Source organism: Vibrio pelagius (assembly GCF_024347575.1).
In the GTDB taxonomy this organism is placed as follows: Bacteria; Pseudomonadota; Gammaproteobacteria; order Enterobacterales; family Vibrionaceae; genus Vibrio; species Vibrio pelagius.
Genome location: NZ_AP025503.1, coordinates 2448224 through 2466163, shown reverse-complemented (window position 1 = coordinate 2466163; position 17940 = coordinate 2448224). Strand labels below are relative to the sequence as shown.

The window sequence follows — 17940 nt, the reverse complement described above, 5'->3', positions numbered from 1 at the left end:
AGGTCACTGCTTTGAGTGACTAACCGCTCGCAAATCACTCATCTTTTAGCATTTTTTTGATATTGTCCTCATTCTGATAAGAGGATTGTATTTTTATTAACCCTTGATTAATAGCGACTTTACACGCTTCTCTTATGTTATCAGTTGCAAGGCTCGCTGCTGGAGCATTATCGATGGCTTTCAAATAGACCCACTGACTGTTGCGCTCTTTGAGGCTCACTTCACGCGCAATATTGGTTGCCATCAGCAGTACATCGAGTAGTTCTTGGTCATTAATCGCGGTATAAGCGCGTGGCAAGAATGGGTAGTCGGCGATACCAATACGAATAGTGCGATTCATATTACGAGCGGGCTCAAAGTCAGAGATCCAAGATTGAATTTTGCGGAACATGGCCTCTGGAGACGCATTACGATCCGAATTTGGCTCAATGTATAGCAAGTTAGCATCAGAGAAGTGGTAGATACGTGATGGTTCATCAAGCTTGGTTTTCAGGTATTCCCCAAAGGCATCTTCGAGCTCAAGACCGGCTTTGTAACCGTTTTGTGTATACATGTTGCGCAGAAATGGTAAGTCAATCATCACAAAACGTAGGCGGTCATTCAGCGGCTCATGAATGAGCTCACCAAGTTGCCACTGCTCGAAAGTCTGGCTGGTCTGTTCAAGCGAGTTAGACAGCTTAGCGTTGAGCATTCTCAGGTTTGGCAGTTTAGAGCGCGAGTGAGTGAAGAGATCGGTACTCAGGCGTTCATTCTCTCTCGCTTGGCTTTGAATGACGTAGCCACGACGTAATACAAAGAAGAACAAGATAATACTGAATAGGAACAGGGCAAAAGAGATCTTTTGGAACTTGCGGTGCTCTTCTTTATACAGCTCTAGCTCTTCAGCCTGACCCGCGTAGTGCAGCGTACGCTCAGCGAACTCTTTCTGTTGGCGAAAGGCATCTTCACTGATTCGGTTGAGGTTTTGTTGCTCTAGTGAAATCAGAGAGGTGTACTGCTTGAGATTCTCTAATGCTTTTTGCGGCTGTTGCGCCTGTTCGTAACCCAAAGAGAGTAGGTGGTACGAACGCTGTGAAAGGCGCATATTTTCAATTTGACGAGAGATATCCAGTGCGCGCTCTGCATATCTAATCACTTGGTCGCTGTCTTGAAGGTGGTAGGCAAGCCCCGCTGACAACAGCGCTGCACGACCTTCGAGTTTCAGGTTGTCTGTGTATTCCAGAAGTTCCAGTGCTCGCGATAGGTATTGCTCCGCCAATGGATAGTTATATAGACGTAGGTATGTCGCTGATAGACTCAAGCGAATATCAATGACTTGATTAATATCGCGGTCGGTACTTTCGTGATCCAAAACATTAAAGAAATGCACTAAAGCGAGGTTGTACTTACCTTGGAAGTAGTACACGTCACCCATCTTTTTCAATACTTGAGCAAGAATAGGGGATGTCTCGAAGTTATCATAAAAGTCAGCGGCTTGAGAAAGGTGTTCAACCGCTTTGTCTAAAACCTGTCTCTCAAAAAAGAGTTGTGCTAACAAGCGGTTGACCTTCGCCAAGCGCGCACTCAGGTTACCTTCAACCGATTTCCAATAGCCGTAGAGCAGTTCAGACAGTGCATGGTTGTACTCTTTGTGCGTCAAATAGAACTCACCTACTGCAATATGGTAGTCGATGGTCACTTTCTCAGAGTAGCGCTGGTCTAGGAAATCTTTAGCACGTTTATATAGGCTTTCGGCTTCATCGATTTGATTCTCATAAGAAGCGATTTCAGCTTTAAGCATAATTAAGCGGTAGCTAATGCCTTCAGTGAGACGTAGCGTCTTGTTGATCGATTGCAGGTTGGCTTCAATGGTGGCGAGAACCTCTTTTGCTTCTGCTGATTTGCGGTTGCTGAGCCACAGTAAGCGAGTTCTTAAGATCTGAAGGTCAAGCTCTAAGTATTGAAGTTTGTAGGTCTTCGCCAGTTCGCTTGCAGTTTCGATATGCTGAATCGCGGTGCGCGTGTGCCCCAAGTTGAACTCTGCCTTAGCGAGAATCTTATAGGCATCAATACTGCTATTTGGAGTGCGAATGGAGGAGTCCGTCTCTTCGCGAGAAATGGCTGATGGGCTTTTCTCGCTTTGATCTGATAGGACGCGAAGCGTTAGATAACTGTTGGCCATCTGTTTGGCTCGGCTTGGTTCTATCTCAACCAAGTTATTGGCCTCGTTAAGCAAAGCCGATGAATATATCGAGGCGCTAACAGAAGCACTTAAGCTAACAAGCAGCAGGCCAATAAAAGTTAACCAACGCATTTTATTTTCCTTTCAGTCGAACTGCAGATATAGAGACGAAATACAGAGTTAGAGTCGAAATTTTTCAATGACTTACTGACGAGCCATACGCATATTGTGAGCAGGCTTATCCTGTTCTGTGGAACGGTATGGGTTGATGTCTAAGCCACCACGACGAGTATAACGAGCAAAAACAGTTAGTTTTGTTGGTGCGCAGTACTTCATGATGTCGGTGAAAATACGCTCAACACACTGTTCATGAAATTCGTTGTGCTCGCGGAAAGAGACGAGATAACGCAGCAGTGCTTCGCGGTTGATTTTCGAACCGGTGTAAGCAATTTCAACGCTGCCCCAGTCTGGCTGATTGGTGATCAGGCAGTTAGATTTTAACAGATGGCTATGAAGAGTCTCTTCAACTTGCTCCTGCTCAGTTGCACCTTCCAAGATTGATGCTTCGAAGTCGTAGCTGGTGATCTCTATATCTTGATCATCAATGCAATCGCCTTGCATAGTAACAATCGGTTGATTGGTGTAATCAGTCACTTTGTTTACGTTAACTAGTACTGCTTCACCTGCACATACTGACAAATCTTGAGTTAGGCGCTCGGTTACCGCTTCCCAATCAGAGAAACGAGTCTGGTTGTAGCTGTTTAGGTACAGCTTGAAAGATTTTGATTCAATGAGATTCGGACTTGTTGCTGGAATGAAAACTTCACCCACCGCCACTTGAGGTAAACCTTTGTCATTTAGCCATGACAGCTCATACATGGTCCAGATATCGTGACCAATGAATGGCAGTTCGTCGCCTAAAGCGAGGTCATCACGGTTCAAGCTACGTGGAACAGGCTGTAGTAGGCTGGCATCGTATTGGTTAGCGTACTCAGTTTTTTGACCTAGGGTTAAACCCGCAAGCTCTTTAGCGTCAGAATATTTGCTCATACTTTCGTTTCAAATTCGATTAGAATGGGGGCGATTTTACTGAATCCCCATTACTGTGTCATTAGGTCATCGCTTAATCGACGTGGAAAGGTGCCCGATTCTATTTATTATTTTCGCTTTAGGAGATTTTCATGACTCAACGTGCCCAAGACGCACTACTTTCATTCAGTCAGCAGTATGTCGATGCTTGGCAGCAGCAACATCAATCTTTACCTCGTAGTGAAGAGCTAGCAGACCTCGTTTCTCCGTGCGTTGAAGAAAAGTTGTCGGGTGCTGTGTTGTGGAAAAACTATCCTCGTGAGCAGCATGCAGATTTTACCAACGTTGAAAATGGTATTGAGTTATCACTGCATGAAGATATTAAGACATTCTACGGCGCGCAATACAGTGCAGATATGGATGCGACCTTTGATGGCAACCCTTTGACACTGCTGCAAGTTTGGAGCGATGAAGACTTTGTTCGCCTTCAAGAAAACATTCTTGGGCACTTAGTGACTCAGCGCCGTCTGAAGCTTAAGCCGACCGTATTTATTGCCGCAACCGATGCCGATATGGACGTGATCTCTATCTGTAATCTGACAGGTAATGTCATTCTTGAGCGCCTTGGCACCGGCAATCGTGATGTACTCGCAGCGACGCTGGCTGAGTTTTTAGAGAAACTGGAACCGGCTGTTTAAGATGTACGTTGTAGAACTTCAATTCGAGTGTTTTGATAACACCACGATTAGCGCGGTCGATAAGGCCATTAACGGTTTGATGGATGCACTGCGTTATAACGGGCAGGTATTGGGGCGTGAGTTTCCGGTTGTGATGGGTGAAGGCGAATTCTTTGTCCGTGTTGTTTGCCCTGAACAAGATAGCTTGCACCCAAGAAACCACTCAGATTTTGTGAAGGTTTGCTTTAACCGTCTGTCTGAAGCGAGCTTACTCGCGCCGAAAATGCGTATGCTTGGCCGTGATCTCAATTCTGAAGAGGCTGCCGAAGATGAAAAACCAAGCTGGCAGGTGCTTTACACCACTTATGTCCATACTTGCTCGCCATTGCGAAGCGGTGAGACATTATTGCCAATCCCGCTTTATCGCAATCCGCCGACCTCCAATGGTGACCATAAAGCGGTGGTGAAATGGCAAACGGAGTGGCAGGCGTGTGATGAAATTCAGATGGCTGGTGGCTGTCGTGCTGAACATGCAGCACTGCATGAAATTTGCGATGCTGACAGTGTGCTGTTCAAGCGCGGTTGGGATCTGCGAGGCCGTTTAGAGTACTTGTCAAAAGTACCGACATATTACTATCAGTATCGAGTCGGTGGTAAAAGTCTCGCAGATGAACAAGCCAGAAAGTGCCCGAAGTGTGGTGGTGAATGGCTGCTTGATGAACCGCTTCACGATATCTTCCATTTCAAATGCGACGACTGTCGTATCGTTTCTAATATGTCATGGGATCATATTAAGTAACTTTTTCAATTGGCTGGGGGTGGAACGCCAATCGTAGTAAAGGTTAATCAAAGCTACCTATAAAAAAGGGCTGACATCATGTCAGCCCTTCTTAATTGAGGTAAGCTCAAAGCGTGGATTACCAGCCTTTTACTACGCCGCCTTGGAATATGTCAGATGCTGCGTTGTACACTTCTTCAGTTTGGTACGCTTTTACGAAGTTTTGAACGTTCTCTGCGTTTAGGTTCTCTTCACGTGACACAATTAGGTTTACGTATGGAGACTCTTTACCTTCAACGAAAACACCATCTTTTTGTGGAGTTAGGTTGATAGAGCTTGCGTAAGTGGTGTTGATGATAGATAGCGCTACGTCATCCAGTGAACGTGGAAGTTGTGCTGCGTCTAGTTCAACGATAGTTAGGTTCTTTGGGTTACCTACGATGTCACGCACGGTTGCAAGAAGGCCAACACCGTCGCGAAGTTCTAGTAGACCTTGTTGCTCAAGAAGCAGTAGAGAACGACCTAGGTTTGTTGGATCGTTTGGTACCGCGATACGTGCACCGTCTTGAATCTCGTCAACAGAAGTCACTTGCTTAGAGTAACCTGCAATTGGGTAAACAAATGTGTTGCCCGCGATAGTAAGCTTGTAGCCACGGTCAGCAACTTGCTGGTCTAGGTATGGCTTGTGCTGGAACGCGTTGATGTCGATTGAACCGTCATCTAATGCTGCGTTTGGTGTCACGTAGTCAGTAAAGGTGACAAGTTCAACGTCTAGACCGAACTTCTCTTTTGCAACTTTAGCCGCAACTTCTGCTACTTGAGCTTCTGCGCCTGCCATAACACCGACTTTAACTTTTGATGTGTCGATCTCTTTTTCGCCACAACCAGATAGCACGAGCGCTGATGCCGCGGCTGCGATAGCAAGTAAGCTTTTTAGACTGAATTTCATAATAATCTCCTTTTAATACATCTTTTTATCTGTGATCAACACGGCGAACAATCGAGTCACCAATGGATTGAATGATTTGAACTAGAACGATCAGCATCACCACAGTGACAGCCATAATCGTTACATCATAGCGGTGGAAGCCATAACGAATCGCTACGTCACCGAGACCACCACCGCCCACGGTACCAGCCATTGCAGAGTAGCTCACTAGAGTGACTAGTGTGATGGTTACTGAATTGATAATAGTGGGTAACGCTTCAGGTAGCAGAACTTTTGTGATGATCTGCGTTGGTGTTGCGCCCATAGATTGTGCTGCTTCAACAAGCCCGGTTGGTACTTCTAATAGCGCTCCCTCAATAAGGCGAGCCACGAATGGGATTGCGCCAATAGTCAGAGGAACAATCGCTGCTGTTGTACCAATAAACGTACCGATCAGTAGTTTAGTCAGTGGGATGATAGCAACCATCAATACTAGGAAAGGTACAGAACGCCCGACGTTCACTATTGCGCCAAGAATTTTGTTTAGCTTGGTGTTTTCTAACAAACCCCCTTTTTTAGTGGTGTGCAGAATAACGCCAAGTGGAATACCTACAGCGAAACCGACGATGCCAGCTACTGCGACCATGTAGAGCGTTTCCCAAGTCGCGCCAAGTAGTAGGTTTCCGTTAAGACTTAACCAATCTGTGATTTCATTAAAGGACATAGCCAAGTACCTCTACTTTTACATTGTGTTCACGTAGGAATTCGATTGCTGCGTTGTCGTCTGCTTCTGTACCGAAAAGTTCAGCGACCATCATGCCGAACTTCACGCCACCGGCGTAATCGAGGTCGGAGCTTAAAATGCTAACGTCGATGTTGAACTTGCGTGCGATTTGAGTCATTAGCGGAGCATCAACGGTGGCGCCAGTAAACTCAAGACGGACCAGAGGGTAGCTACCTTCAACGCGCGTTGTTTGCAGTCTTACTTCGTAGTCTTCTGGAATAGAAAGATCGAGCGTTGAGCGAATGAATTGATGCGCCAGTTCTGTTTTAGGGTGAGCAAAAATGTCGCCAACAGTGCCTTTTTCTACCAGCTCACCACCTCCGATGATTGCCACTTCATGACAAATGCTTTTCACGACATCCATCTCGTGAGTAATCAATAGCATAGTGATGTTTAGCTTGCGGTTGATCTCTTTAAGTAGCTCAAGGATAGATTGAGTCGTTGCCGGATCTAGTGCGCTGGTCGCTTCATCACACAGCAGGACTTTAGGATCAGACGCCAGTGCACGAGCAATCGCGACACGCTGCTTTTGACCACCACTTAGGTTTGATGGGTAGCTGTCGCGCTTATCTGCGAGGCCAACAAGCTCAAGCAGTTGGCTCACTTTCTCTTCGATGATTGCCTTGTCTGTACCAGCAAGCTCTAGCGGCAGTGCCACATTATTGAATACGGTACGAGAAGAGAGCAGGTTAAAGTGTTGGAAAATCATACCGATGTTACGTCGTGCTTCACTCAACTCTGACTTGCTTAGCTTTGTGAGGTCGACGCCATCAACAATCACTTCACCTGAGGTAGGTGCCTCTAGCATGTTCACGCAGCGGATCAGCGTACTTTTACCTGCACCTGATGAGCCGATAACGCCAAAGATCTGACCTTGAGGGATGTGAAGATTGATGTCTATTAAGGCGTTGATCTCTTTCGCGCCTTGATAGAAAACCTTGTTGACTTGATTCACTTTAATCATAAATAAACCTGTAACGGTGAACAGAATAATATGTTGATAGTTTGTTCGATTTACAGACGATGCTATGGCGTTACGTGATCTAAGTCAATAGATATTTTTACGTCTAGACGTCTAAACGTAAAAATATCTATATCAAGTACTACAATTAGCAGGTGATGAAGCTACTAAAGCGTGCAATAATTAGTGATTAATAGAGAGTTGATTGAGAACCAAATTTTGTCAAAACCGGCTGTATTTTTAGATCGTGATGGCGTAATTAACGTTGACCACGGCTACGTGCATGATGAGCATGATTTCGAGTATATCGACGGCGTCTTTGAAGCAGCAAAAGCCTTCAAAGACATGGGATACCTTTTAGTATTGGTCACCAACCAGTCAGGTATCGCTCGTGGTATGTTTAGCGAAGACCGCTTTCTATCTTTAACTCAATGGATGGACTGGAATTTCGTCGACAATGGCGTAGAGTTAGATGGTATTTACTACTGTCCACATCATGCAGAGCACGGTATTGGCGAATATAAGCAAGATTGCGATTGTCGCAAGCCCAAGCCTGGAATGTTCATTTCGGCGCGTGACTTCTTGAAGATTGATATGGCGAAGTCAGTCATGATCGGCGACAAAGCGGAAGACATGATGGCAGCAGAAGCTGCAGGTGTTGGCACTAAGGTGCTCGTCAGAACGGGTAAACCGGTTACAGAAAAAGGTGAAGCCTTAGCGAGCGTAGTCCTCGATAGCATTGCAGACGTGCCTGCTTACCTGAAGCGTTAATTCAACAACAACAGCAGTTGGGTTGTTTTTTAATCGAAAGGGATGTTTATGAAGAGACAGTATACCGTTTGCCTATTTACATTGGCAGCACTGATGGGATGTTCTCAATCTGAGGTGGTAGAGAAAGATATCTCCAGTGGTGAATACATGACTTACCAGTGCGAATCTGACCAAACATTTGATGTTGCTTACGGTGACGGGCAAGCGGTTCTTCGACTGCCTGATAACCAATATCGCCTTAAACACGTGGTGTCTGCTTCTGGTGCTAAGTATATTAGTGATGCCGAAACCACGGAACAGATGGACGCCATCACCCTGTTTACCAAAGGCGAACATGCTCGATTGGAACTTGGAAGAGTGACTTACCGCAACTGCCGTATCCAATAATCAATCAATAACGACAAGTCACGGAAAATCCGTTACTTGTCGTTTTTCTATCAATAACTTTATAAGACTCGATGCAAAAAAAACTCACTATTCTTGATATCGCAAAGCTCTCAGGTGTTGGAAAATCAACGGTTTCCCGTGTTCTCACTAATGATCCTAAAGTGAAGCCAGAAACACGTGAAAGAGTAGAAAGAGTGATTCAGGAGTCGGGTTACACTCCCTCTAAATCAGCGCAATCGATGCGTGGCGGCAGCCAAAAAGTGGTTGGTGTGATCATCTCTCGTCTGGATTCTCCGTCTGAGAACAAAGCCGTAAGTACGATGCTCGAAGAGCTGTATCGCGCTGGTTATGATGTGGTGATCATGGAGAGTCTGTTCGATCGTGAGAAAGCCAATGAGCATCTTCAAGTTCTTAAGCAGCGTAATGTTGATGGCATTATTGTATTTGGCTTTACCGATTGTGATATCGAAGCCATCGAATCGTGGGAACACCGCGCAGTTGTGATTGCATTAGATACTGAGAACGTCACCTCGATTAACTACGATAACCAACAGGTGATTGGCAGTGCCCTTGCTTACTTGCAAGAGCAGGGCTTATCCGAGATCGGCTTTATCGGTGTTGATCCTAGTGACAAATCGACGGGTGAATTACGTCTGAACGCCTATCTGAATTGGTGTAGTGACAACAACATTAAGCCAAACTACCAGACTGGTGCTTTGCACCATGAGAGTGCCTACCAACTGGTTGACCTAGTGCTTAGATCGACGACTCAAGCGATCGCTTGTGCGAGTGATACATTAGCACTGGGCGTGATAAAACGTCTGCAAGAGTTGCAACGTGAAGATGTGATGGTAACTGGGGTCGGTGGCAGTGATCTGCTTTCATTTTTATTCCCACGTGTATTTAGTATTGATCCTGGTTATCAATCTGCGGGTACTTTGGCTGCTAAGTTGCTGATATCTCAATTACTTGGTCAAACTCCTATCTCTCATCATACCCAAAAGCCCATCGTTTAAGTCCTCATTTCTAGGGTGAGCTCGGTCTATTTACTAAACTGAAGAGTGTGATCTCATTCAATTAATGGGACTGTTCCCATTTTAATTCTATTATCATGCAGGCACTATATTTACCAAGTTATGGGAATGTTCCCATTGGTGATGAATTCAACTGAATTTGAGTGTAGAACGAAGAGAACCAGGGTGGGGTAGTATGGGTAAGATGGCGAAGCAAGACATTACGCGTCTTATTGAGTTAGTGGGTGGAAGTGACAATATAGCGAGTGTTAGTCACTGCTTAACTCGTTTACGTTTCGTATTGAATGACACAGACAAAGCGGACAAAACTGAGTTAGAGAAACTGAGCTTAGTAAAGGGGTGTTTTACCAACGCGGGTCAATTTCAAGTCGTGGTTGGTACTGAGGTCGATGAGGTCTACAAGTTACTGATTGAACAGACTGGCAAACAAGAGTCGTCGAAAGATGAGGCCAAGTTGGCTGCTCGTCAAAACATGAATGTGTTAGAGCGCGGTATTTCACACCTTGCCGAAATTTTTGTACCGCTGCTGCCTGCCATTATTACTGGTGGTCTTATTCTTGGCTTTCGTAATGTCATCGGCGACATTCGTATGTTCGATGGTAAGACTCTGGTTGAGCTCAGCCAGTTTTGGGCTACGGTCCACTCTTTCCTATGGTTGATTGGTGAAGCTATCTTCTTCTTCCTCCCGGTTGGGGTGTGTTGGTCTACAGTGAAGAAACTGGGCGGAACACCGATCTTGGGTATCACGCTTGGTGTCACCTTGGTTTCACCACAACTGATGAACGCCTACATGATAGGTAAAGCCGTGCCTGAGGTATGGAACTTCGGCCTGTTTGTCATTGAAAAAGTGGGCTACCAAGCGCAAGTGATTCCAGCCATGTTAGCCGGCGTTGCTTTGGCCTTCATAGAAACCAACCTCAAGCGTATTGTTCCGGCTTACCTATATCTTGTGGTTGTGCCATTCGTCTCTATCATTTTGTCTGTGATTTTGGCGCATGCTTTCATCGGTCCATTTGGTCGAGTGCTTGGCGATGGTGTTGCCTTTGCTGCGAAAGCGGCTATGACGGGTGACTTCGCGATTCTAGGTTCCACAATCTTTGGCTTCCTATACGCGCCACTTGTGATTACCGGTATTCACCACACAACCAACGCCGTTGATTTGCAATTAATGCAAGAGCTTGGCGGCACACCCATCTGGCCGCTCATTGCTCTCTCAAATGTGGCTCAAGCATCTGCCGTTGTCGGCATCATTATTTTAAGCAAGCGCGAAGGTGAACGTGATATTTCTGTGCCTGCAGCGATCTCAGCTTACTTGGGTGTAACAGAGCCTGCGATGTATGGCATTAACTTGAAATACAAGTTCCCAATGCTGAGCGCAATGTTAGGCAGTGCTGCTGCGGCTGCAATTTGTGGTGGTGCCGGGGTGATGGCAAATGGTATCGGTGTTGGTGGCTTGCCAGGCATTCTATCGATTCAGCCGCAATACTGGACGGTTTATCTGTTGGCATTGGCGGTGGCGATTGCAGTTCCAATCATCTTAACACTGTTCTTCTACAAGCGAGCACAGGCTAAGGGTGAGTTAACAGCGGCAAGCGCTTAATTTTATAAGGAGCAATAGTGTTTTGAGTCACTGTTGCTCCATTTTTATTTTTGTAAGTGAGTAGAGATGACCAATCAGAATCGTGATGCGATGTGGTGGAAGACCGCAACCATCTATCAAATTTATCCGAAGAGTTTTTGTGATAGTGGCGCCAAAGGAACTGGTGACATTCAAGGAGTGATATCCAAACTAGATTACTTAAAAACACTGGGTGTAGACGCCATTTGGTTAACACCAGTGTATCAATCACCGATGGTGGATAATGGCTACGATATTTCTGATTACTACGCGATAAACCCAGAGTTCGGCACTATGGCGGACTTTGACCAATTGTTGGTAGAGGCTCACCAACGTGGTATTCGCATCATCATGGATATTGTTGTTAACCATACCTCGACTCACCACGCTTGGTTCCAATCGGCTTTGGGCGATAAAGAGAGCCAATATCGTGACTATTACATTTGGAGAGATCCGGTTGATGGTAAGGCACCAACCAACTGGCAATCCAAATTTGGTGGCAATGCTTGGGAGCTAGATGAAGCAACTGGTCAATACTACTTGCACCTATTTGCAAAAGAACAAGCCGACCTTAATTGGGAAAACCCTAAGGTTCGTGGTGAAGTTAAACAGATCATCAGTTACTGGGCGGAGAAAGGCGTCGATGGATTCCGTTTAGATGTTATTAACCTGATTTCTAAGCAGCAAGATTTCCCTAACGATGAGATTGGCGATGGTCGCCGTTTCTACACAGATGGCCCACGAGTTCACGAATACTTACAAGAGATCAGCGAAGCGGTTTTCCAAAAGTACGGCAGCGTAACGGTTGGTGAGATGTCATCGACCACCCTTGAGCACTGTCAGCAATACTCGAGCCTAGATAATAAAGAGCTATCAATGGTGTTCAATTTTCACCATTTGAAAGTGGATTATCCGAATGGTGAAAAGTGGACCAAAGCGCCGTTTGACTTCTTACAGCTGAAGTCGATCTTTAACCACTGGCAGAGTGGACTCAACGGTAAAGGTTGGGGCGCACTTTTCTGGTGTAATCATGACCAACCTCGTGTGGTGAGCCGTTTGGGTGACGATCAAAACTACCGCGTTGAGTCTGCGAAGATGTTGGCGGCGTCAGTACATATGATGCAAGGCACGCCATACATCTATCAAGGCGAAGAGATTGGCATGACGAATCCGAGCTACCAAGATATTGCCCAGTATCGTGATGTAGAGAGCACCAACATCTACCAACTAATGGTTAACGAGCAAGGCGTTTCACACCAAGATATGATGGCAATTCTGGCGCAGAAATCGCGTGATAACTCTCGTACACCAATGCAGTGGGATGCTTCTGATTATGCTGGTTTCTCAAAGGCTGAGCCTTGGCTAGAAGTGGCCAGTAACTACCGTGAAGTGAATGCAAAACAAGCGGTTGAAGATGCTGATTCCGTGTTCTATTTCTACAAAAAATTGATTGAGTTACGCAAACAAGTGCCAGTGATCACTGATGGTGATTATCAAGACTTGCTACCCGAGCATCCATCGGTATTTGCGTATTCTCGCGAGAGCGAAAGGCAAGCTCTGTTGTGTATAAATAACTATTATGGTGAAGAGACGGAGTGTGCTTTACCTGAGCGTTTTGAGATGACGAATGCCAAGTGCTTGCTTTCTAACTACCAAGAGACAGACGACTCAGTAACATCGCATCATCAAGTACTGCGCCCATATGAGACGCGTATTTTGTTGATTGATAACCAAGCCTAATATTGAGCCATAGGCTTGTTCTAAATAGGCCCCTACCTCAGTAGGATAGGGGCTTAATATAGAAGAAAGGCGTTGCGGTACCTTCAAACAATCGGCTCTCAGAGCGAGGCTGTTTCGATTTTGTTGAGAGACGCTTTTACGTTCACTAGCGGACTCTCTTCACTCTTTAATTTTTCCGTTTGCTCAATCAATCCGAGAGTTGGGTTAAACCAGCGTTCAATCGTGCTCTCAAACTCCTTAGAATCGTTCAATTCCATATCTCCACATACAAGGTTGTAAGTGTTTTTCTCTGTTAGGTATGCTGCTTCAACCGATTGGCCTGATACATTTAACGTTTTGCGAGCACCTGTTTTACCGATTTGTTGACTCCAGGTCGTTCGACACTGAGCGGTATCTTCTAATGTTTCCACCCAAACATCGTAATCAAAGGAGTCAAGCATGCGCTTCACTTCCTCTCCTGACAGATCTACGATTACAGACACAGGGTTTGAACTTATATCAATGTTCGGATCTTCGTCTTCAACAAGAGAGCCTTTGACTAAAAATTGTGGGCTGCTGCCCATTAGCATGGCCGTAGGAAGAGATTTCATGAAATAAAGATCGGTGATTTCATGAAGAGCGTTATCGGTGCCTGCAAAGTAAAATGTATATTCCGGTTGCGTCTGGTCTTCATTGAAGACGGCTTCCGATTGGTAGAACTGATCGACGCCAAAATTACTCAGAAGGTTGACAACGTCTTGCAATGCCTCACTCTCTGGATCTTGCTGTAATCGCTCGATGAGTTCGTCTGCACTCAATGAAGAGTAGAGCATAGACATATTGCCGTCTGGTTGACTATCAGCCTCGAATACATAGTTCAAGATAGTACTCGGCTTAGGGGCAAACAGCGCATTCTTGATTGGAAAGTCTGCTTGGTTGCTTGGACCTTTCTGATTGCTGGTGGAGCCTGAAGAAGAACCACCGCCACCACAGCCGTACAGAGCAACCAATGAAGCGGTAAGGAGAGTCAAAGTTTTATTCATGTTGAGTATTCCGAAAGTGAATGGGCAAGGCTTGCCGAAATTGCTCGGAATACTAGGTTTTAAATCGTTTATAGGGCAAAAAACGAAGTCACATGAGTTCTTAATTTATATTTAGGTCTTTGATTTTTATTGTTTTATCTTTATTTGTCAGCAAACTCTTCACCTACTGAAGTACAGTAATTAATCATCAGGTCTTCCCAAGGTTTAATGATTAAAGGCTCCTTGATACTCAGTTTTAAGCTTCTCCAAGGCTGCAAGCAGGTCTCTTTTGACTCCGGTTGCGACAGTCTAGAAAACAGTGCTTCGGAAGGAATAACCCTTAACAGGGCGACTAAAGATTCCATGTAGTTCAAACGAAAGTTGTCGAGGTTGCCTTGTTGAAAACTGATGTATGAGATCATCATGTAGATAAGTGCATTCTCAATGCTAGAGTGCCCTGATGGATTGGTGAGCAGCGCTTTGGCTGTTGGCAGATCGCGCAGCTTAAAGTGAATCACACCAAGCCACAGCTTGAGTTCGTCTGGAAGCAACTTAAAGTGTGTTTGTACTCGGTTAGTAAAACGAATCAGGCGTTGATGGTCAGTTTCGTATAGTGCCAACTGACGAGCCATTAGGGTCGAGTTCATGCAGTTCAGCTTGATCGACTCCAAATCAACAAATTGCTTAGTCAGCAATGCACCAAGCTGGCTGTTATCGATAGACCAATGCGGCATTTCTGGCTGAGGTAACGCGAAGTAGTCAGCCAGTTCTCGATTGATCGCCATGAGACTATCAATCAGATCATTGACATCAATGCTATAGACGCCACGAAAGGCCAGTTTACCGGAGCTTGGGTAGATTAGACTGACCTGAGCTGCAAGGTGATCGTCCGTTTCTTGGTCTTTCAATTGGATATTTAACAGATAATCGCTGGTACGCATGTTTTTTGCGCCCGGAAAGAAAGGAGAGTTATCTAACGGGTCGACAAAGTAGCTCGGAGCATCCTGATTCGCGAGATCAGTATAGGAGTATTCGATCTGTTGTTGTAATAACAGAGCCTTAATCGCTGCTCGGTATTGTCTAGCGTTGTCACCGACGACATCAATGCGACTGAGCAATAGCTCAACCTTAGGAATTAGACGTTGCTGTCGAGTGAGTTCAGAGCTGTGGTTTGGAGATTGCCACCACAGATAGCCCAATGTGATTGTACTTGTGAGTAGCATAAGTGTCACTAGCCATAGCCAGCGTGGGCTTGCTGATGTTTTACTGTACTCAGTCTCTGGTTCAGCAGGCTGCTCGCTTTCAACGCTCTCTAGATGAACAGAGCTCGGGTTGAGAAAATAGCCCTTGCGCGGGTAAGTCACCAGTATCTTAGTGGCGTCGCTGTCAGGAAGGTGTTTCTGTAATAGCGAACGCAGCGTGCTTACTCGGTTGGTTAGGACATTCTTGGAGATAAAGCTACTTTGCCAAATCTCTTGGATGATGAACTCTGCGGAAAGTGGTTCTCCAACATGGCGTAGCAGAAGTTCCAGCAACTCGATTGAGCGTGGTTCCAAATTGATGACTTCTTGAGGTGTGCTTAACTCTCGGGTACTAGGGTTGTACACCAAATCGGCAATAACGATAGAGGTATTGTTCGCCTGAGCAGCAGAGAGGAAGTCTTGCATAGGAAACCGCGTGTCATAAAAGTAAACGATTTTAGCTGCTTTGTTTATAAAAAGCAGCTAAGTATCCCAAACAAAAGCACTAACTTTATTTTGACTCAAAATCGAGAAAGCGAGGGCTAACCTGCAAGCTTATGAGCTGTAGCTAACCGAGTATCGTGTCGGTTTGTGGTTCATAGCGAGCACAACGTTCAATACCGCAGTCCCAAGTACTGAAACGGCGATAATCCAAGGTGATACAAAGAAGAACGACGCAAATAGGATACAGACATCAATCGCCATTTGAGTTTTACCCACTGAAATACCATAGCGGTCTTGGATGTAGAGGCACAAAACATTGAAGCCCCCCAAACTGGAGTGATGGCGAAATAGAATCAACATGCCAAGCCCCATGAGCAAGCCGCCAGCGATCGCACAATAAATCTCATTGTAGGCATCAAGCGAGATGACTAAATACAGATGATCTGCAAAAACAGACACTAAAGCACCGGAAAAAGCACTGCTAATGGCAAAATTACGCCCAAAACGTCTCCACGCCAATACATAGAATGGACAGTTTGCGATAAAGTAAAGTACACCGAAGGTGATAGGTAGAAATTGACTCAATAGTAGAGCCAAGCCCGTGGTCCCGCCAGTAAGTAGTTGAGCAGACTGTAAAAAGAAGACGCCTTGTGCGACTAAGAAGGTTCCTGTAAGAATGGCAACCCAATCTTCTTTACGTGAGTGTTTTTCCATCGTTTTTATAATTACCTAGCCAATAAAGGCGTGCATAGTAGATAAAAACATGGATTTTCGGTAGCTTGAGACTCAAAATTAAGGTAAACCTATGTAATGTTCGTTTTACAGGGTGTAAAGCGAAAAATTGACAGTAAGTCGCGTGCTGATGCGATGTGTCGCATAAGTATGATGAAGCTTATATGTCATTATGAAGAAACTGCATGATAAAATTGCAATTAGCTCTTTATGACCTAGATCAAATTATGTATGATGCGTCCCATTAAAACGGTGACGAAAACGTTTGCTTTCGGTCGTTATGTGGTTTTTTTGAAACTTTCAGTACAATCTGAGTCAGGAGATACAGATGCTTAAGCGTGACATGAACATCGCTGATTACGATGCGGATCTATTCGCAGCTATCCAAGAAGAAACTCTTCGCCAGGAAGAACACATCGAACTAATCGCTTCAGAAAACTACACAAGCCCACGTGTAATGGAAGCTCAAGGTTCTCAGCTAACAAACAAATACGCTGAAGGCTACCCAGGCAAGCGTTACTACGGTGGTTGTGAGTACGTAGATAAAGTTGAAACTCTAGCGATCGAGCGCGCATGTGAGCTTTTTGGTGCTGAGTACGCGAACGTACAGCCTCACTCAGGTTCTCAAGCGAATAACGCTGTATACATGGCGCTACTGAACGCAGGCGACACTGTTCTAGGTATGAGCCTAGCGCACGGTGGTCACCTAACTCACGGTTCTCCAGTAAACTTCTCTGGTAAGCTTTACAACATCATCCCTTACGGTATCGACGAAGCAGGTCAAATCGATTACGAAGAGATGGAAAAGCTAGCTATCGAGAACAAGCCTAAGATGATCATCGGTGGTTTCTCTGCTTACTCTCAAATCTGTGACTGGAAACGCATGCGTGAAATCGCGGACAAAGTCGGTGCTTACCTATTCGTAGATATGGCGCACGTAGCAGGTCTAATCGCGGCAGGCGTTTACCCGAACCCAGTACCACACGCGCACGTTGTGACAACAACAACGCACAAAACGCTAGCAGGTCCACGTGGTGGTCTTATCCTTTCTAACGAAGGCGAAGATCTATACAAGAAGCTGAACTCAGCAGTATTCCCAGGCGGCCAAGGTGGTCCTCTAATGCACGTTATCGCTGGTAAAGCAGTAGCGTTTAAAGAAGCTCTAGAGCCAGAGTTTAAAGAGTACCAAGCACGCGTAGTTGCCAACGCAAAAGCAATGGTTGCAGAGTTTATCGCTCGTGGTTACAACATCGTTTCAGGTTCAACAGAGAACCACCTGTTCCTAGTCGACCTAATCGACAAAGACATCACGGGTAAAGAAGCCGATGCAGCACTCGGTGCAGCAAACATCACAGTAAACAAGAACTCAGTACCAAACGATCCACGCAGCCCGTTTGTAACGTCAGGTATCCGTATCGGTTCTCCTTCTATTACTCGTCGCGGTTTCACAGAAGCAGACGCAAAAGAGCTAGCAGGTTGGATCTGTGACATCCTAGATAACATGGGTGATGAGTCTGTTATCGAAGCAACTAAAGCAAAAGTGCTAGAGATCTGTAAGCGTCTACCGGTTTACGCTTAATTTTTCTGGCTCAAATAGCTTAATTTCTGTGTCAAAGGTGCTCATTTACATTCGTAAACTCCGCGCCTTTTCCTT

At 45.4% G+C, this 17940-nt stretch carries 15 protein-coding genes and 1 pseudogene; 8 read left to right on the top strand and 8 right to left on the bottom strand.

The window, feature by feature from the left end; all coding sequences use genetic code 11:
• Window positions 1-34 precede the first annotated feature (34 nt).
• Window positions 35-2293, bottom strand: coding sequence for a tetratricopeptide repeat protein (locus vsple_RS10735; RefSeq protein WP_261881988.1), 2259 nt, complete (start codon window positions 2291-2293; stop codon window positions 35-37).
• Window positions 2294-2365: 72 nt separating this feature from the next.
• Window positions 2366-3211, bottom strand: a complete 846-nt coding sequence (queF, locus tag vsple_RS10730; RefSeq protein ID WP_255230075.1) for an NADPH-dependent 7-cyano-7-deazaguanine reductase QueF — start codon at window positions 3209-3211, stop codon at window positions 2366-2368.
• 131 nt (window positions 3212-3342) lie between these two features.
• On the opposite strand from queF, the gene syd reads away from it, so the two are divergent.
• Together syd and vsple_RS10720 are read left to right on the top strand one after the other, a co-directional pair.
• Window positions 3343-3888, top strand: coding sequence for a SecY-interacting protein (syd, locus tag vsple_RS10725; RefSeq protein ID WP_255230076.1), 546 nt, complete (start codon window positions 3343-3345; stop codon window positions 3886-3888).
• Window position 3889: 1 nt separating this feature from the next.
• Window positions 3890-4666, top strand: coding sequence for a Zn-ribbon-containing protein (locus vsple_RS10720; RefSeq protein ID WP_255230077.1), 777 nt, complete (start codon window positions 3890-3892; stop codon window positions 4664-4666).
• A gap of 118 nt (window positions 4667-4784) precedes the next feature.
• Here the strand turns inward: vsple_RS10720 and metQ are convergent, their stop codons facing one another.
• From metQ to metN, 3 genes are read right to left on the bottom strand one after another with little or no spacing between them, the layout of a single operon-like run.
• Window positions 4785-5594 carry a methionine ABC transporter substrate-binding lipoprotein MetQ gene (gene metQ, locus vsple_RS10715; protein WP_261881987.1) on the bottom strand — a complete coding sequence of 270 codons (810 nt, stop codon included), beginning with the start codon at window positions 5592-5594 and terminating at the stop codon, window positions 4785-4787.
• Window positions 5595-5619: 25 nt separating this feature from the next.
• Entirely contained in the window at window positions 5620-6297 is a 678-nt protein-coding gene (locus vsple_RS10710; protein ID WP_032551667.1) for a methionine ABC transporter permease, read from the bottom strand.
• Entirely contained in the window at window positions 6287-7321 is a 1035-nt protein-coding gene (gene metN / locus vsple_RS10705) for a methionine ABC transporter ATP-binding protein MetN (RefSeq protein WP_261881986.1), read from the bottom strand. Before metN ends, vsple_RS10710 begins: the two co-directional genes overlap by 11 nt.
• A 216-nt stretch (window positions 7322-7537) precedes the next feature.
• Between metN and gmhB the strand changes: the two genes are divergently transcribed.
• The 5 genes from gmhB (at window position 7538) to treC (ending at window position 12868) form a co-directional block, all read left to right on the top strand.
• The gene (gene gmhB, locus vsple_RS10700; protein WP_032551763.1) at window positions 7538-8089 is read left to right on the top strand and encodes a D-glycero-beta-D-manno-heptose 1,7-bisphosphate 7-phosphatase; all 552 of its coding nucleotides are present in this window, start codon (window positions 7538-7540) and stop codon (window positions 8087-8089) included.
• Window positions 8090-8137: 48 nt separating this feature from the next.
• Window positions 8138-8476: an MliC family protein gene (locus tag vsple_RS10695; RefSeq protein ID WP_261881985.1), complete on the top strand. Its 339-nt coding sequence runs from the start codon at window positions 8138-8140 to the stop codon at window positions 8474-8476.
• Window positions 8477-8547: 71 nt separating this feature from the next.
• Window positions 8548-9492 carry a trehalose operon repressor TreR gene (treR, locus tag vsple_RS10690; RefSeq protein ID WP_261881984.1) on the top strand — a complete coding sequence of 315 codons (945 nt, stop codon included), beginning with the start codon at window positions 8548-8550 and terminating at the stop codon, window positions 9490-9492.
• 193 nt (window positions 9493-9685) lie between these two features.
• The gene (treB, locus tag vsple_RS10685; protein WP_261881983.1) at window positions 9686-11110 is read left to right on the top strand and encodes a PTS trehalose transporter subunit IIBC; all 1425 of its coding nucleotides are present in this window, start codon (window positions 9686-9688) and stop codon (window positions 11108-11110) included.
• A gap of 66 nt (window positions 11111-11176) precedes the next feature.
• The gene (treC, locus tag vsple_RS10680; protein WP_261881982.1) at window positions 11177-12868 is read left to right on the top strand and encodes an alpha,alpha-phosphotrehalase; all 1692 of its coding nucleotides are present in this window, start codon (window positions 11177-11179) and stop codon (window positions 12866-12868) included.
• Between the two features lie 98 nt (window positions 12869-12966).
• Here treC and vsple_RS10675 read toward each other — a convergent pair whose 3' ends face one another.
• The 3 genes and pseudogenes from vsple_RS10675 to vsple_RS10665 form a co-directional block, all read right to left on the bottom strand.
• Complete coding sequence (locus vsple_RS10675) at window positions 12967-13890, bottom strand: hypothetical protein (protein ID WP_261881981.1); 924 nt, start codon at window positions 13888-13890, stop codon at window positions 12967-12969.
• A gap of 100 nt (window positions 13891-13990) precedes the next feature.
• Window positions 13991-15536 (bottom strand): annotated as a pseudogene (locus vsple_RS10670) (winged helix-turn-helix domain-containing protein).
• A 129-nt stretch (window positions 15537-15665) separates the two neighbouring features.
• Window positions 15666-16268, bottom strand: coding sequence for a YitT family protein (locus vsple_RS10665; RefSeq protein WP_255230088.1), 603 nt, complete (start codon window positions 16266-16268; stop codon window positions 15666-15668).
• Between the two features lie 346 nt (window positions 16269-16614).
• Between vsple_RS10665 and glyA the strand changes: the two genes are divergently transcribed.
• Window positions 16615-17865 carry a serine hydroxymethyltransferase gene (gene glyA / locus vsple_RS10660; RefSeq protein WP_150869141.1) on the top strand — a complete coding sequence of 417 codons (1251 nt, stop codon included), beginning with the start codon at window positions 16615-16617 and terminating at the stop codon, window positions 17863-17865.
• Window positions 17866-17940 lie beyond the last annotated feature (75 nt).

What these genes read in the sequence shown, in the direction of transcription:
- metQ (WP_261881987.1), bottom strand. Translation starts at nt 5,594, where the DNA reads ATGAAATTCAGTCTAAAAAGCTTACTTGCTATCGCAGCCGCGGCATCA.
- vsple_RS10675 (WP_261881981.1), bottom strand. Translation starts at nt 13,890, where the DNA reads ATGAATAAAACTTTGACTCTCCTTACCGCTTCATTGGTTGCTCTGTAC.
- metN (WP_261881986.1), bottom strand. Translation starts at nt 7,321, where the DNA reads ATGATTAAAGTGAATCAAGTCAACAAGGTTTTCTATCAAGGCGCGAAA.
- syd (WP_255230076.1), top strand. Translation starts at nt 3,343, where the DNA reads ATGACTCAACGTGCCCAAGACGCACTACTTTCATTCAGTCAGCAGTAT.
- vsple_RS10720 (WP_255230077.1), top strand. Translation starts at nt 3,890, where the DNA reads ATGTACGTTGTAGAACTTCAATTCGAGTGTTTTGATAACACCACGATT.
- queF (WP_255230075.1), bottom strand. Translation starts at nt 3,211, where the DNA reads ATGAGCAAATATTCTGACGCTAAAGAGCTTGCGGGTTTAACCCTAGGT.
- treR (WP_261881984.1), top strand. Translation starts at nt 8,548, where the DNA reads ATGCAAAAAAAACTCACTATTCTTGATATCGCAAAGCTCTCAGGTGTT.
- treC (WP_261881982.1), top strand. Translation starts at nt 11,177, where the DNA reads ATGACCAATCAGAATCGTGATGCGATGTGGTGGAAGACCGCAACCATC.
- vsple_RS10695 (WP_261881985.1), top strand. Translation starts at nt 8,138, where the DNA reads ATGAAGAGACAGTATACCGTTTGCCTATTTACATTGGCAGCACTGATG.
- vsple_RS10710 (WP_032551667.1), bottom strand. Translation starts at nt 6,297, where the DNA reads ATGTCCTTTAATGAAATCACAGATTGGTTAAGTCTTAACGGAAACCTA.
- treB (WP_261881983.1), top strand. Translation starts at nt 9,686, where the DNA reads ATGGGTAAGATGGCGAAGCAAGACATTACGCGTCTTATTGAGTTAGTG.
- vsple_RS10735 (WP_261881988.1), bottom strand. Translation starts at nt 2,293, where the DNA reads ATGCGTTGGTTAACTTTTATTGGCCTGCTGCTTGTTAGCTTAAGTGCT.
- vsple_RS10665 (WP_255230088.1), bottom strand. Translation starts at nt 16,268, where the DNA reads ATGGAAAAACACTCACGTAAAGAAGATTGGGTTGCCATTCTTACAGGA.
- glyA (WP_150869141.1), top strand. Translation starts at nt 16,615, where the DNA reads ATGCTTAAGCGTGACATGAACATCGCTGATTACGATGCGGATCTATTC.